11 protein-coding genes are annotated in these 14,871 nt (G+C 73.5%); 6 read left to right on the forward strand and 5 right to left on the reverse strand.

Going from position 1 to position 14,871, the window contains the following annotated elements; all coding sequences use genetic code 11:
- Nucleotides 1-2: 2 nt before the first annotated feature.
- The gene (locus J2X26_RS13450; protein WP_307492990.1) at nucleotides 3-4,874 is read right to left on the reverse strand and encodes an ATP-dependent helicase; all 4,872 of its coding nucleotides are present in this window, start codon (nucleotides 4,872-4,874) and stop codon (nucleotides 3-5) included.
- A gap of 61 nt (nucleotides 4,875-4,935) precedes the next feature.
- Between J2X26_RS13450 and J2X26_RS13455 the strand changes: the two genes are divergently transcribed.
- The 6 genes from J2X26_RS13455 (at nucleotide 4,936) to rny (ending at nucleotide 11,509) form a co-directional block, all read left to right on the forward strand.
- The gene (locus tag J2X26_RS13455) at nucleotides 4,936-5,169 is read left to right on the forward strand and encodes a DUF3046 domain-containing protein (RefSeq protein ID WP_307492991.1); all 234 of its coding nucleotides are present in this window, start codon (nucleotides 4,936-4,938) and stop codon (nucleotides 5,167-5,169) included.
- A 12-nt stretch (nucleotides 5,170-5,181) separates the two neighbouring features.
- On the forward strand, nucleotides 5,182-7,257 hold the full coding sequence (locus J2X26_RS13460) for an alkaline phosphatase family protein (protein WP_307492992.1): 2,076 nt from the start codon (nucleotides 5,182-5,184) through the stop codon (nucleotides 7,255-7,257).
- A complete protein-coding gene (locus tag J2X26_RS13465; RefSeq protein ID WP_307492993.1) occupies nucleotides 7,254-8,030 on the forward strand; it encodes an MBL fold metallo-hydrolase in 777 nt (258 codons plus the stop codon). The genes J2X26_RS13460 and J2X26_RS13465 overlap by 4 nt, the downstream gene beginning before the upstream one ends.
- A 206-nt stretch (nucleotides 8,031-8,236) precedes the next feature.
- The gene (gene recA, locus J2X26_RS13470; RefSeq protein WP_055922070.1) at nucleotides 8,237-9,277 is read left to right on the forward strand and encodes a recombinase RecA; all 1,041 of its coding nucleotides are present in this window, start codon (nucleotides 8,237-8,239) and stop codon (nucleotides 9,275-9,277) included.
- An 8-nt stretch (nucleotides 9,278-9,285) separates the two neighbouring features.
- Complete coding sequence (locus tag J2X26_RS13475; RefSeq protein ID WP_307492994.1) at nucleotides 9,286-9,873, forward strand: regulatory protein RecX; 588 nt, start codon at nucleotides 9,286-9,288, stop codon at nucleotides 9,871-9,873.
- A 136-nt stretch (nucleotides 9,874-10,009) separates the two neighbouring features.
- On the forward strand, nucleotides 10,010-11,509 hold the full coding sequence (gene rny / locus J2X26_RS13480; protein ID WP_307492996.1) for a ribonuclease Y: 1,500 nt from the start codon (nucleotides 10,010-10,012) through the stop codon (nucleotides 11,507-11,509).
- 3 nt (nucleotides 11,510-11,512) lie between these two features.
- Here rny and J2X26_RS13485 read toward each other — a convergent pair whose 3' ends face one another.
- From J2X26_RS13485 to J2X26_RS13500, 4 genes are all read right to left on the reverse strand, one after another.
- Nucleotides 11,513-12,373, reverse strand: coding sequence for an amino acid ABC transporter permease (locus tag J2X26_RS13485; RefSeq protein ID WP_307492997.1), 861 nt, complete (start codon nucleotides 12,371-12,373; stop codon nucleotides 11,513-11,515).
- Nucleotides 12,370-13,059 carry an amino acid ABC transporter permease gene (locus tag J2X26_RS13490; protein ID WP_055922060.1) on the reverse strand — a complete coding sequence of 230 codons (690 nt, stop codon included), beginning with the start codon at nucleotides 13,057-13,059 and terminating at the stop codon, nucleotides 12,370-12,372. Before J2X26_RS13490 ends, J2X26_RS13485 begins: the two co-directional genes overlap by 4 nt.
- Before the next feature lie 80 nt (nucleotides 13,060-13,139).
- Nucleotides 13,140-14,015 carry a glutamate ABC transporter substrate-binding protein gene (locus tag J2X26_RS13495; RefSeq protein ID WP_307493000.1) on the reverse strand — a complete coding sequence of 292 codons (876 nt, stop codon included), beginning with the start codon at nucleotides 14,013-14,015 and terminating at the stop codon, nucleotides 13,140-13,142.
- Nucleotides 14,016-14,067: 52 nt separating this feature from the next.
- Nucleotides 14,068-14,850: an amino acid ABC transporter ATP-binding protein gene (locus J2X26_RS13500; protein WP_307493001.1), complete on the reverse strand. Its 783-nt coding sequence runs from the start codon at nucleotides 14,848-14,850 to the stop codon at nucleotides 14,068-14,070.
- Nucleotides 14,851-14,871: the final 21 nt, after the last annotated feature.

The raw sequence follows: 14,871 nt of genomic DNA on the forward strand, positions 1-14,871 counted from the left end.
GGTCACGACTGACCCCGCAGGCGCAGGCCGCGGGGGGTCGCCGCGAACCCCGCTGCCACGAACGCCTGCCCCAGCGGGCTGTGCAGAGCCCCGGCCAGGACCTCGACGCCGTCGACACGCTGGATCGTGAGGCGACCCGTGTGGCGCCTGCGCGCGGTCGTCGCGAGCCCTTCGGCGGCGGCCGCCAGGACGGGGAGGGCGGCGGTGAAGGACAGGACGGTCCGCCCGCCGCGCTCCAGGTAGAGCACGAGCGCGCCGTCGACGAGCACCACCAGCGCACCCGCCTTCCGACCTGGCCGGTGCCGTCCCGCTCCGGCATCCGTCGGGTCGGGGCCCGCGACCGGCCACGGCAGCGACGCGCCGTAGGGGTTGGCGGGGTCGGTGGCGGCGAGGACGACGACCTGGAGGTCGGTCGGTCCGTCCTCGTCGGCGGACCGCTCGACCACCTGGGCGTCGACGCGCAGCCGGTCGACCGCGCCGGGCAGCGCGAACTGCGAGCCGCCGAGCCGCTCGACGAAGTAGCCGCGTCGCACCTGTCCGCCCTGCTCCAGCGCGGACAGCACGCGGTACACGTCGGTGAACCGCGCGCCGATGCCCTCCGCCGGTGCCACGGCCCGCGTGAGGATGCCGTGCCGGTCGAGGAGCTGGGCGGCCAGCGCGTGCGCGCGCAGCGTCGGGTCCGGCTCGCGCCCGGGCAGCAACGACCAGCGCCCGCCGCTCGCGGCACCGCTCAGCCCGAGGGCGCTCGACCGGGTCCCCGGGTCGCCGGCCAGCTGGACGGCGGCGCGCAGGCCGAGCCGCGGGCGCAGGGGACGGCCGCGCGGCGTGGCGGCGCGCGTCCGGTGCGCCGTGCTCCCGCTGCCCAGCCAGGCGCGCAGCGGGGCGAGCCCGTCGTTGGTCACGTGCCCCGACCAGACGAGGTCCCACACCGCCGCGGACACCTCCGCCTGGCTCGGGGCCGCGTCGTCCGGGCGCAGCTGGCGGACCCGGTCGGTGAGCGCCCCGAGGAACCAGGCGCCACCACCACCGAGCGCCTCGAGGAGGGCGTCGTGCAGCGGCGTGTCCGGAGACGCCTCCGCCGCGCGGAGCGTGAGGTCCGCGACGGCGGTGGGGTGCACCGAGACCAACCCGTCGTGCCCGGCGAGCGCGCCGTGACCCGCCCAGACCACCTCGCCCGCGGCGGTCAGCTCGTCGAGCATCGCGGGGCTGTAGTCGACGACACGGGCGGGCAGGACGTGCGTCTCGAGCGCCGACGCCGGCATGACCGCGCCGGCCAGCTGCTCGACGACGCGCGCGACGCCGTCCACCCCGCGCAGGGTGCCCGTGGCGGAGCTGCGTCCCGTCCGACCGACCGGTTGCACGCCCTGCCAGCGCGGCAGGAAGACGCCGAGCGCCTGCGGGTCGACCGGCTCCACCTCGGCCCGCAGCGCCGCGAGCGACCGTCGGCGAAGCGTCCGCAGCACGTCGGCGTCGCAGAACTCGTCGCCGGTGCCGCCGAGCACGTCCGGACGCAGCCGACCCTGCACGAGAACGCCGCGGCCCTCGAGCCGGCGCAGGGTCTCGGTCACGACCGCGACGCCCCAGCCGTAGCGCGCGGCGGCCTGCGCGGCGGTGAACGGCCCGTGCGTCCGGGCGTAGCGGCGCAGGAGGTCGCCCACGGGATCGGGGACGACCTCGGTGAACACCTCGGGCACGCCGACCGGCAGAGCGACCCCCAGCGCATCCCGCAGCCGCCCGGCATCCTCGATCGCCGCCCACTGCTCGGCGCGCTCGGGTGCCACCCCGCCGAGCCGGACGCGGATCAGGCGGCGCGCACTCTCGAGCTCGACCAGCCAGCCCGGGACCTCGTCGCGCACCTCGGGTCTCGTCCGCTCCGCGACCTGCGACGCGGTGAGCGGTCCGTGCCGCCGGACGGCGTCGGCCAGCTGCTCGAGCGTGCCGGCCTGCCGTTCGGGCGCCCGTCCGCTGAGCTCCGCCTCGGTGCGCACCACGGCCTCGGGGTCGAGCAGGTCGGCCAGCTGGGACTCGCCACCCTGACCGAGCAGCTCGGCCAGCAGGGTCGGGTCGAGCGTCAGAGCAGCGGCACGGCGCTCGGCCAGCGGGGCGTCGCCGTCGTAGAGGAACTGCGCCGTGTAGCCGAACAGCAATGACTGCGCGAAGGGGGACGGCTGGGTGGTCGTGACCTCGACGACCCGGACCCGGCGGGCCACGACGTCCCGCATGAGGGTGGTGAGCGCGTCGGTGTCGAAGTCGTCCTGGAGGCACTCGCGCACGGCCTCGAGCAGGATCGGGAAGTCGGGGTACTCCGACGCCACGGACAGCAGCTGCGCGGACCGCTGCCGCTGCTGCCAGAGCGGCTGGCGGCGGTCCGGCCGGCGGCGGGGGAGCAGCAGGGCGCGGCTCGCGGCCTCGCGGAACCGGGCGCCGAACATCGCCGACGAGCCGAGCTCGGCCTTGACCGCGTCGAGGACCTCGTCGGGGTCGACCAGGAGGTCCGCCAGGTCGATCGCCGGTCCGCTGGACTCGGCCCACGGGTCGTCGACCAGCGAGCCATCGCCGGCGTCGAGCATGTCCGGCAGCCGCAGGACGATCCCGTCGTCGGAGTGCATGGCCGCGGCGTCGACGCCGTACCGCTCGCGCAGGCGCGCGCCGATGACGATCGCCCACGGGGCGTGCACGCGTGCCCCGTAGGGGGAGTGCAGGACCACCCGCCAGTCGCCGAGCTCGTCCCGGAACCGCTCGACCACCAGCACCGTGTCCGACGGGAGCTCACCGGTCGCCTCGCGCTGCTCGCGCAGGTACGTGAGCAGGTTGTCGGCCGCCCACGGGTCCAGCCCGGCTGCCTCGACACGGCTGCGGGCGTCGTCGTCGGGCAGCGCGCTGAGCTCGCGGACCCAGGCGCCCATCGCCTGACCGAGCTCCGCGGGCCGCCCGGGGGAGTCGCCCTTCCAGAAGGGCAGCCGGCCCGGCACCCCCGGGGCGGGCGTCACCAGGACGCGGTCGGGCGTGATGTCGTCGATGCGCCACGTGCTGGAGCCGAGCGTGAACATGTCGCCGACCCGCGACTCGTAGACCATCTCCTCGTCGAGCTCGCCGACGCGCTTGCCGCCCCGGACCGTCCCGCCCGACCGCTCGGCGTCGACCGGGACGTCGCTGGTGGTCGCACTGCCGGCCAGGAAGACGCCGAACAGGCCACGGTCGGGGATGGTGCCGCCGCTGGTCACCGCGAGCCGGAGCGCGCCGGGCCGCCCGCTGAGCACGTCCCGCACCCGGTCCCACACGATCCGGGGTCGCAGCTCCGCGAACTCCTCGCTCGGGTACCGGCCCGCCAGCATGTCGAGCACCGCGCGCAGGGTCGCCTCGCCGAGCCCGGCGAACGGGGACGCGCGCCGGACGACGGCCGAGAGCTCGTCGAGGGACCAGTCCTCCACCGCGACCATCGCCACGATCTGCTGCGCGAGGACGTCGAGCGGGTTGCGCGGGATCCGCATGGCCTCGAGCGCGCCGTCGCGCATGCGCTGCGCGGTGACCGCCGCGGGCACCAGCTCGCCCCGGAACGTCGGGAACACGATCCCGCGGGACACGGCGCCCACCTGGTGCCCGGCGCGGCCGACGCGCTGCAGGCCGCTGGCGACCGACGGCGGAGACCCGACCTGCACCACCAGGTCGATGGCCCCCATGTCGATGCCGAGCTCCAGGGAGCTGGTGGCCACCACCGCGGGCAGCAGCCCGGCCTTGAGCTCCGACTCCGTCCGGGTGCGCTCCGCGCGGCTCATCGAGCCGTGGTGCGCCCGCGCCAGGATGGTCGCCGCGTGCCGGGTGTCGATGCCGACGGCCGTGCCCGACTGCGCCGGGACCGCCGCTGCGCGCAGGGTCGCGGGATCCGGCACGTCCTCGCCCGAGCGCTCGGCCCAGACCTCGTTCATCCGTGCGGTGAGGCGTTCCGCGCCGCGCCGGGAGTTGGTGAACACCAGCGTGGACCGGTGCTCGGCGACCAGGTCGACGACGCGCTCCTCGACGTGCGGCCAGATCGACGGCCGGGGCAGCGGGCCGGCCGCGGCGCCGGACAGGTCGAGGTCGTCCGGAGTGACCTCCGTGCCGCGCAGGTCCGACAGGTCCGGCACCGGCACGACGACGTCGACCACGATCTTCTTGGTCGACGGCGGCTGGACGATCGTGACGGCACGCCCGCGGTCCTCCGGGCTCCGGGCGCCGCCCAGGAACGCGGCGACCGCGTCGACCGGCCGGACGGTGGCGGACAGCCCGATCCGCTGGGCGGGGCCCGGGCCGCCGGGGTGGTCGAGCAGGGCGTCGAGCCGTTCGAGCGACACGGCGAGGTGGGCGCCGCGCTTGGTGCCGGCGACCGCGTGGATCTCGTCGACGATCACCGTCCGGACCCCGGCCAGCCCCGCCCGGGCGCCGGACGTCAGGACCAGGTAGAGCGACTCCGGCGTCGTGATGAGGATGTCCGGAGGCTTCGTCGCGAAGGCGCGCCGCTCGTTCGGCGGGGTGTCGCCGGTGCGGATCCCGACGGTGACGTCCGGCAGCTCCAGCCCCAGGCGGGTCGCCGCCTGCCGGATGCCGACGAGGGGCGAGCGCAGGTTGCGCTCGACGTCCGTCGCGAGCGCCTTGAGGGGAGAGACGTACACGACGCGGCAGCGCTCGACGGGATCGTCGGGCCGCTCGCCCGTCAGCAGACCGTCGAGCGCCCAGAGGAACGCGGCGAGCGTCTTGCCGGAGCCGGTGGGTGCGACGACGAGTGCGTGCTCCCCGCCGGAGACCGCGGTCCACGCACCCAGCTGCGCGGTCGTGGGCTCGGCGAACGCACCCGCGAACCAGGTCCTGGTCGGGTCGGAGAAGCGCTCGAGCACCACCCGGCCATTGTGTAGGTCGTGACTGACACCCGCGCCCCCCGGAGGGTGGCAGGCTGTCGTCGTGAGGTTACGAGAGTTCTGGCTGCTGGTGGACGAGGTCCTCGGCAGCGCGCACGGCCGGGAGCTCACGCGTGAGCTCGTGCTCCGGGGACTGGACCAGCGCACCGCGATGCAGGCGCTCGACGACAACGTCGAACCCCGTACGGTGTGGCACGCCCTGTGCGACGAGCTCGAGATCCCGGAGACCGCACGCTGGGGCGCCGACGCCCGCCGACCGGCGCCCCCACGGGCCTAGGAAAGAGCACCGATGACGTCGAGCCGACCGCGCACACCGTCCTGGATGCCCACGCTGCGCGACATCGGCGAGGCGGTGCTGACGCTCCTGACCACGACCGTCGGCCTCGCGGTCGCCGTCGCGGTGATCGACGGCGTGCGGTCCGACACCCCGTGGGCCATCGTGCTCGCGGCGGCCGTGGTCGCGGCCGGCGACCTGCTCCTGCGTGCCCCGCTGCGGTTCCTCGCACGCCGGGGGAGCGCCGCGCTCGCCCTGGGCCTCGGGCTGCTCGCCCAGGTGGCTGTGCTGTGGCTGGCGCTCTCGGTCGTGCCCGGCATCGGAGCCGACAACCTCTGGTCCGTCCTCGGCGTCCTCGTGCTCACCGCGATCGTGATGGCGATCGGCCGGTGGGTGATCGGCTCGAGCAACAGCGACTACGTGGTCTCCGACCTCGTGCGGCGCGCGGGCCGGCAGGCCCGGCGCGAGGGCGTCCGTGCGCCGTCGGCGGGTGAGCCGCGCCCGGCGGGGATGCTCGTGGTGCAGCTCGACGGTGTCGCCGCACCGGTGCTGCGTGAGGCCATCGAGGCGGGGCTGGCGCCCAACGTGCAGCGCTGGATGAGCACGGGCACCCACACGCTCGAGGACTGGTGGGCGCGGATCCCGTCGACGACGCCCGCCAGCCAGGCCGGCCTGCTGCACGGCGACTCGTCCCAGATCCCCGCGTTCCGCTGGTGGGACCGGGACCTCGGCCGGCTCGTCGTGACCAACCACCCGGAGGACGCCGCGCTCGTCGAGCAGCGCCTGACCACGGGCAAGGGACTGCTCGCGGGCGGCGGGACGGCCGTCTCGACGATGTTCTCCGGGGACGCCGCCACGAGCTTCGTGGTCATGAGCCGGTCGCGCACCAAGGGACCCGACGGCGGCCTCGGCCCGGGTCCGGCCTACGTGCGCTTCTTCGCAAGCCCGTTCGTGCTGGCCCGCGCCGTGAGCGTGTCCGTGGGCGAGATGTTCAAGGAGCTCTACCAGGCGCACCGCCAGCGGATCCGCGACGTGCAGCCGCGCATCTCCCGCGGCGGCTGGTACGTGGTGCTCCGGGGGATCACCAACGTCCTCCTGCGGGACCTGAACACCTCCCTGGTGGCGGAGGCGCTCCTGCGCGGCTCTCCCACGATCTACGTCGACCTCGTGGACTACGACGAGATCGCGCACCACGCGGGACCGACGCGCCCCGAGTCGCTGCGGTCGCTCGAGGGCCTGGACCGCGTGCTCGGCACGTTCGAGCGCGTCGTCGCCGTCGCGCCCCGGGACTACGAGATCGTCGTGGTCTCCGACCACGGCCAGGCGCTCGGTGCCACCTACGAGCAGCTCGGGGGCGAGACGCTGCTCGACTCGGTGCGCGCGCTCATGGCCGAGCCCGCCGCCGACGGCGTCACGAGCGACACCGGGGAGGACTGGGGGCTGCTCAACGCCCTGGTGAACAGCGCGCTGAACCTCTCGCGCGGGTCGACCGTCCTCGGCCCCGACCAGGGACGGCCCAAGCAGGCGGCCGCGGCGGGGGACCTGCCCGACGTGGTCACCGTCGGCTCCGGGAACCTCGGGCTCGTCTGGTTCCCGCAGGTGCCGCACCGGTTGACGCTCGAGGACTTCCAGGAGCGCTGGCCCGGGCTCGTGACAGGTCTCGCGGCCCGCCCGGGGGTCGGGGTCGTCGTGGTCGACACGGAGGAGCAGGGCCTCGTCGCGATCGGCCCCCGCGGGCTGGTCCTGCTGGAGCAGGACGGCGCCGTGCCCGAGGGGGAGGATCCTCTGCTGCGGTACGGCCCGCGCGGGCACGCGGACCTCCTGCGCGCGGCACGCCTCCCGCACACGGGCGACCTGCTCCTGATCTCGACCGTCACCGATCGCGGGCACGTGCACGCGTTCGAGGGGCAGGTCGGGTCGCACGGTGGCATCGGCGGCGCGCAGAACCACGCCTTCCTCCTGCACCCGACGCGGTGGGCGATGGCCGACGAGCTGCGCGAGCCCGTCGGCGACGACGAGATCCTGGTGGGCGCCGAAGCGGTGCACGAACAGCTGGTGCGCTGGGCGGACGCCGCCGGCCTGCGCCCATGACCCTGCGGCTGCGCTGGCTGGGGCACGCGAGCACCGTGCTCGACGTCGACGGCGTCCGCCTGCTCACCGACCCGCTCCTGCTGCGGCACGCCGGGCTGCTGCGCCGCCGGGGCGCCGCCCCTCGTCCCGCGGACTGGCAGGGCGCCCAGGCGGTCCTGCTGTCCCACCTGCACCACGACCACGCCGAGCTCGGCTCGCTGCGCCTGCTCGACGACGTCCCGGTGCTGACCGCCCCCGCGAACGCCCGCTGGCTGCGCGGGCGGGGCATCGGCGCGGCCGTCGGGCTCGCGGACACGCACTGGTGGCAGGTCCCGGGGTCCGACGTCCGGCTCCGGCTGGTACCCGCCGTGCACGTCCACCGGCCGATGCCGCACCGGCCGAACGCGACGCACGGGTTCGTGGTCGCGACCGAGTCGTTCCGGATCTGGTTCGCGGGGGACACCGCGCCGTTCGCGGCGATGGCGGACATCCCGGCGCTCGCGGGCGGACCGATCGACCTCGCGCTGGTGCCCGTCGGCGGATGGGGTCCGCGGCTGTCCGGGGGGCACATGGACGCGGTCCAGGCGGCCCGGGCGTGCGCGATCGTCGGCGCGCGGACCGCGGTGCCGGTGCACTGGGGGACGTTGCACGCCCCGGTGTCGCGACGGCTGCCGCCGGGCTGGATGGACCGCGCGGGACCCGCGTTCGCGCACGCCGCCGCGCGGGTCGCGCCGTCCGTGCAGGTGCACGTGGTGGAGCCGGGGGAGCAGATCGAGCTGGTGCCGACACGCTGACGGCGTGTCGCGTACATCGAACACCTGTTCGTCTAGGGTGGTGGATGCGGGTGCACGACCGACCCGCCCACAGCCCCGCCGGCAGCAGCCGGATCCCGGGGACGAGGGCGGTGCGGCCGGGATGTCGGTGGTCGGACATAGCGTCGCTCGCAACAAGACCAGCCCCCGTACCGCAGCAGACGCTGCTCGAGACAGACGAGGTCGACATGCCCGCACCGAAGGATCGCGAGAAGGCCCTCGAGGCCGCGCTCAGCCAGATCGACCGCCAGTTCGGCAAGGGGTCGATCATGCGGCTCGGGGACGACGGCCGCGCGCCGGTCGAGGTCATCCCCACCGGCTCCATCGCCCTGGACGTCGCTCTCGGCATCGGCGGGCTGCCGCGCGGCAGGGTCGTCGAGATCTACGGCCCGGAGTCCTCCGGCAAGACCACGCTCGCGCTGCACGCGGTCGCCAACGCGCAGAAGGCCGGCGGCATCGCCGCGTTCATCGACGCGGAGCACGCACTGGACCCCGAGTACGCCAAGAAGCTCGGCGTCGACACCGACGCGCTCCTCGTCTCCCAGCCGGACACCGGTGAGCAGGCGCTCGAGATCATGGACATGCTGATCCGCTCCGGCGCCATCGACGTCATCGTCGTCGACTCGGTCGCCGCGCTCGTGCCCAAGGCCGAGATCGAGGGCGAGATGGGTGACAGCCACGTCGGCCTCCAGGCCCGGCTCATGTCCCAGGCGCTGCGCAAGATCACCGGTGCGCTCAACTCGTCCGGCACCACGGCCATCTTCATCAACCAGCTCCGCGAGAAGATCGGCGTGATGTTCGGGTCGCCCGAGACGACCACCGGTGGCAAGGCGCTCAAGTTCTACGCGTCGGTGCGCCTGGACATCCGCCGCATCGAGACGCTCAAGGAGGGCACGGAGGCCGTCGGCAACCGGACCCGCGTGAAGATCGTCAAGAACAAGATGGCCCCGCCCTTCAAGCAGGCGGAGTTCGACATCCTCTACGGGGTCGGCATCTCCCGCGAGGGCAGCCTCATCGACATGGGCGTGGAGCACGGCTTCGTGCGCAAGTCCGGTGCCTGGTACACGTACGAGGGCGACCAGCTGGGTCAGGGCAAGGAGAACGCCCGCAGCTTCCTGCGGGACAACCCGGACCTGGCCATCGAGCTGGACAAGAAGATCAAGGAGAAGCTCGGCATCGGAGCACGGGTCGACGCGCCTGCCGACGCCGTGCCGGCCGTGGACTTCTGAGCAGTCGGATGACCGGCAGTACCCGACGTCGGGGGCGGTTCGGCACCGAACCGCCCCCGACGGGCGCCGCAGCACAGGACACAGAGCCGGACCAGGAGTCGGTGGCGCGGGCGATCGCGCTGCGGCTCCTGACCTCCTCGCCGCGCAGCCGCGCGCAGCTCGCCGAGGCGATGGCGCGCAAGGACGTTCCCGACGAGGTCGCGGAGCGGGTGCTCGACCGGTTCACCGAGGTCGGGCTGATCGACGACGCCGAGTACGCCCGGATGATCGTCCGGACCCGGCACGCGGAGCGCGGGCTCTCGCGCCGGGCGATCGCCGTCGAGCTCCGCCGCCGCGGGATCGACGACGAGCTGGCCGGTGACGCGCTCGAGCAGGTCGACGCGGACGACGAGGAGGCCGCGGCGCGGGCCCTCGTCCGGCGCAAGCTCGCCTCGACCTCGGGGCTGGACGCACCGACGCGATCGCGGCGGACGTTCGCGGCGCTCGGACGCCGGGGATACCCACCCGGACTCGTGGCGCGCCTCGTGCGCGAGGAGCTCGCTGCGCAGGGCTCGACGGCCGACGGCGACCTGGACGGACTCCACGGGGAGGCATGACCTTTCGGACGGCTCGGGACACACCGGTCGCACCCCGGGTGCCCGCGTACCCGAACGGCGGTTGGTGTGCGCGACAATGGCCGCTACCCGCGCACCGGCACCGCTGCGCGTCGTGCGGTCTGACCAGGAGGACGTTGTGGACGCAGGCGCCATCGGCACGATCGTCGGGCTGCTCGGCGCCTGCCTCGTGGCCCTCGTGCTCGTCCTCGTCGCCCGTCGCGAGGCCGGTCTGCAGCGGTCCCGCGCGGAGGCGGACGTCGCCTCCATCAAGGACGCGGCACGCGCGATGCGCGACGACGTCGAACGGCGCGAGAAGCGGCTGACCGAGCGTGAGCAGTCCGTCGCGGCCGAGCGGGTCGAGATCGAGCAGCTCGAGCGCCGGGCCCGCGTGGAGGCAGAGGCGGCCGCCGAGGCGCACCGGGCGAGCGCCCGGGTCCTGGAGGAGTCGGAGCGTGCCGCAGCAGCCCGCGCGGCAGCGGCGGAGCGGGCCGCGCTCGCCGAGCTCGAGTCGGTGACCGGCCTCACCGCGGACGATGCCCGCGCCGAGCTGACCCGTCGGCTCGTCGAGCAGGCGCAGAACGATGCCGCCGCCCAGGTCCGTCGTGCCGAGGCGCAGTCGCGCCGGACCGCGGAGTCCCGGGCACGGCGCATCGTCACCACGGCGGTCCAGCGGCTCGCCGTCCCGACGAGCACGCAGTCGCCCCTCACCGTCCTGCCGCTGCCGTCCGACGAGATGAAGGGCCGGATCATCGGCAAGGAGGGCCGCAACATCCGGTCCTTCGAGGCGCTGACGGGCGTGAACGTGCTCGTCGACGACCAGCCCGACGCCGTCGTCCTGTCCTGCTTCGACACAGAGCGCCGCGAGGTCGCCCAGGTCGCCCTCGAGGCCCTCATGGCGGACGGTCGGATCCACCCGCAGCGGATCGAGCAGGCCTACGCGGAGGCGCTCGCCGGCGCCGACGAGCGCACCGACTCCGCCGGGCACGACGCCGCCGAGCGAGCCGGGGTGAGCGGCCTCCACCCGACCCTGGTGCGCACGCTCGGCCGGCTGCGCCTGCGCACGTCCTACGGGCAGAACGTGCTGGAGCACCTGGTGGAGACCGCGCAGCTCGCCGCCGCGCTCGCCGCGGAGATCGGCGCGGACGTCGAGGTCACCCGTCGCGGCGCGTTCCTGCACGACCTCGGCAAGGCCCTGACGGCGGAGCTGTCCGGGACGCACGCGAAGCTCGGCGCGGACCTCGCCCGGCGGCACGGGGAGTCCGCCGCGATCGTGAACGCCATCGCCGCGCACCACGACGAGGTGCCGCCGGAGACGGTCGAGGCCGTGCTCGTGCAGGTCGCGGACGCGATCTCGGCGTCCCGCCCCGGGGCGCGTCGGGAGGAGCTGGGTCAGTACGTCGAGCGCATCGACAAGCTGGAGCAGCTCGTCGCCGCGCACGCCGGGGTGCGACGCGCGCTGGCCATGTCGGCGGGCCGTGAGGTGCGCGTCATCGTGGAGCCGTCCGAGGTCGACGACTTCGCTCTTCCGCAGCTCGCGGTCGCGATCGCCCGCCACATCGAGGCCGACCTGGCGTACCCGGGCGAGATCACGGTGACGGTCGTGCGCGAGATGCGCGCCAGCGCGACCGCGGGCTGACGGCTAGTCCTTCCCGGTCGCGACCACCAGGCTCGGCGCCTCGGTGCGCGGCTTGCCCGCGGTGCGGTTGCCGACGCGTCCGGCGAGCAGGTCGGCCAGCCGGGTCAGCCCGTAGTTGATGACGATGAAGATCAGTGCCGCGACCACCAGCGCCTGCAGGATGTTGCCGTTGCCGGAGCCGAACCGCCGCGCCGCGTCCAGCAGCTCGGGGTACGTGACGATGAGGCCGAGCGCGGTGTCCTTGAGGATGACGACGAGCTGGCTGGCGATCGCCGGGAGCATCGCGATGAGTGCCTGCGGGACCTCGATCAGCCGCAACGACTGGCCGCCGCGCAATCCGACGGCCAGCGCCGCCTCCCGCTGACCGCGCGGCAGGCCGTGGACTCCGGACCGGACGAGCTCGGCGAACACCGAGCCGTTGTAGAACGTCAGGCCGAGGACGACCGCGACCAGCGGGACGTCGGACGGGTCGAGGATCTGGAGCTTCCCGAGGCCGAGGTAGAAGAAGATCATCATCAGCAGCACGGGGACGGCGCGGAAGAACTCGACGATCGTGCCGCTGACGGCACGCACCGCCCCGGACGGCGAGAGCCGCCCGAGCCCGAACACGAACCCGAACAGGCCGGCGGTCACGATCGAGATGCCGGCGGCCCGGAGCGTGTCGATCAGTCCGGGGATCAGGTAGTCGACCCAGGGGCTGGCCGTCAGGAACGGCTTCCACAGGGCGGCGTCGAGCTGGCCCTTGGCGTTGAGCCGGAGCAGCACCCACACGGCGATGCCGGCGACGACGATCGTCGCGGCGATGTTGACCCACACCATCCGTCGGCGGGCGACGGGGCCGGGGACGTCGAACAGGGCGCTCATCGGGCCACCGCCAGTCGTCGCGAGAGTGCGGTGGTCGCCAGGCCGATCGGCACGACGATGAGGACGAACCCGAGGGCGAAGGTGAGGAAGATGGCGACGATCACGTCGGGCCGGAACTCGATCATCGTGCGCATGAGGCTCGAGGCCTCGGCGACGGACGCGGCAGCGGCGACGGTCGAGTTCTTGGTCAGCGCGATGAGCACGTTGCCCAGCGGGGCGACGGAGCCGCGGAACGCCTGCGGCAGGATGATCAGCCGGGCGGCCGGCCAGAACGACAGGCCGATGGCGCGGGCGGCCTCGGCCTGGCCGACGGGCACGGTGTTGACGCCGGACCGCAGCGCCTCGCAGACGAACGCCGCGTGGTAGACGGTCAGTCCGACGACGGCGAGGCGGAAGAAGTTCGTCGTGAAGTCGGGGGAGAGCGTGATGCCCAGCTGCCCCCAGAGCCCGAGCACGCAGAAGACCATGATGATCGTCAGCGGGGTGTTGCGCAGGAGCGTCACGTAGGTCGAGCCCGCCCACTGCAGGCTCGGCACGGGCGAGATCCGCATCGTCGCCAGGACCGTGCCGAGGATCAGGGCGAGGATCCCCGCGAAGAACGTCAGCTGGATGTTGACCCAGAACGCGGCGAGCACGTCGAACTCGTCGAACAGCGACAGGTACTGCTGGAGGAAGCCGTCGTCCACCGACGCTCCTTGCTCTCGGAGGGCTCTCGGCAGGACAGGGGGCCCGCGCGGTGTGCGCGAGCCCCCGGTCCGTCAGAGGGTCAGGCGCAGGCGGCGGGCGTCGGAGGGTTGAGCTCGTCGTTCGCCACGTAGCCGGAGGCGCCGACGTTCTTGTCGAGCAGCTCCTGCCAGGTGCCGTCGTCGATCATCTTGGTGATGGCCTCGTTGATGGCCTCGCACTTGTCGCTGTCCTTCGCGATGCCCACGCCGTAGTTCTCCTCGGAGAACGGGTTGCCGACGACCTTGACCTTGCCCTCGTTGGCGGGCACGGCCGCGAGTCCGGCCAGGATGATGTCGTCGGTCGTGACCGCGTCGACCGTGCCGGCCGTCAGCGCGGTGACGCACTCGGCGTACCCGGGCTGCTCGAGCAGGTTGGTGCCGGCCGCGTACTCGTCCTTGATGCGCTGCGCGGACGTGGAGCCGGTGACCGAGCAGAGGTTCTTTCCCTCGAGGTCCTCCGGGCCACTGATCGAGTCGTCGTCCGCGGCGACCAGGAGGTCCTGGCCGGCGACGAAGTACGGTCCACCGAAGGAGACGACCTCCTTGCGCTTGTCGGTGATCGAGTAGGTCGCGAAGATCATGTCGACCTGGCCGTTCTGCAGGAGCGTCTCGCGCTGTGCGGAGGGCGCCTGGACCCACTCGATCTGGTCCTCGCCGTAGCCCAGCTCGCCGGCGACGAACTTCGCGACGTCGACGTCGAACCCGGTGTACTCGCTGCCGTCCTGGTAGCCCAGCCCGGGCTGGTCGAACTTGATGCCGATCTTGATGGTGCCCTCGGCGCCGCCGGTCTCCTCGGTCGCCTCGCTCGTCGCACCGGCGTCGGCGTCGGCGTCGTCTCCGCCGTCGCCGCTCGAACAGCCGGCAAGCGTCAGCGTGGCAGCCGCAGCGAGTGCCAGTACCAGTCGTCCTCTACGCATCGTGTCGTCCCCTTCGTGTGGTGTGCAGTGTCGGTTCGGTTGCCGTGGGGTGTCAGTGGGTCAGGATCTTCGAGAGGAAGTCCTGGGCGCGGTGGCTCTTCGGTGCGGTGAAGAACGTCTCCGGGTCGGCTTCCTCGACGATCTGGCCGCCGTCCATGAACACGACGCGGTTCGCGGCCTTGCGCGCGAAGCCCATCTCGTGGGTGACGACGATCATCGTCATGCCGTCCCGGGCGAGGCCGACCATGACGTCGAGCACCTCGTTGATCATCTCGGGGTCCAGCGCGGACGTCGGCTCGTCGAAGAGCATGACCTTCGGCTGCATCGCGAGCGCGCGGGCGATGGCGACGCGCTGCTGCTGACCGCCGGAGAGCTGCGCGGGGAGCTTGTCGGCCTGGTTCCGCACGCCGACGCGGTCGAGCAGGGCGAGGGCGATCTCCTTGGCCTTCGCCGGCTTGATGCCCTTGGCCTTGATCTGGCCCAGCGTGACGTTCTCCAGGACGGTCTTGTGCGCGAAGAGGTTGAACGACTGGAAGACCATCCCGACGTCCGCCCGCAGCCGGGCGAGCGCTCGACCCTCCGCGGGGAGCGGCTGCCCGTCGAGGATGATCGTGCCCGAGTCGATGGTCTCCAGCCGGTTGATCGTGCGGCACAGCGTCGACTTCCCGCTGCCGGACGGCCCGATGATGACCACGACCTCGCCGCGACGGACGGTCAGGTCGATGTGCTGGAGCACGTGCAGAGAGCCGAAGTGCTTGTCGACGCCGCGGAGCTCCACGAGGGCGTCGGTCGTCTGGTCGGTCGGGGCGGGCGGTGCGGCTGAGGTGTCCACCATTGGATGAACCTACGGGTGGTT

The sequence above is a fragment of the Cellulomonas humilata genome (genome assembly GCF_030814415.1).
GTDB classification, from domain to species: domain Bacteria; phylum Actinomycetota; class Actinomycetes; order Actinomycetales; family Cellulomonadaceae; genus Cellulomonas; species Cellulomonas humilata_A.

What these genes read in the sequence shown, in the direction of transcription:
- J2X26_RS13495 (WP_307493000.1), bottom strand. Translation starts at nt 14,015, where the DNA reads ATGCGTAGAGGACGACTGGTACTGGCACTCGCTGCGGCTGCCACGCTG.
- J2X26_RS13475 (WP_307492994.1), top strand. Translation starts at nt 9,286, where the DNA reads ATGACCGGCAGTACCCGACGTCGGGGGCGGTTCGGCACCGAACCGCCC.
- J2X26_RS13460 (WP_307492992.1), top strand. Translation starts at nt 5,182, where the DNA reads ATGACGTCGAGCCGACCGCGCACACCGTCCTGGATGCCCACGCTGCGC.
- recA (WP_055922070.1), top strand. Translation starts at nt 8,237, where the DNA reads ATGCCCGCACCGAAGGATCGCGAGAAGGCCCTCGAGGCCGCGCTCAGC.
- J2X26_RS13465 (WP_307492993.1), top strand. Translation starts at nt 7,254, where the DNA reads ATGACCCTGCGGCTGCGCTGGCTGGGGCACGCGAGCACCGTGCTCGAC.
- J2X26_RS13500 (WP_307493001.1), bottom strand. Translation starts at nt 14,850, where the DNA reads ATGGTGGACACCTCAGCCGCACCGCCCGCCCCGACCGACCAGACGACC.
- J2X26_RS13485 (WP_307492997.1), bottom strand. Translation starts at nt 12,373, where the DNA reads ATGAGCGCCCTGTTCGACGTCCCCGGCCCCGTCGCCCGCCGACGGATG.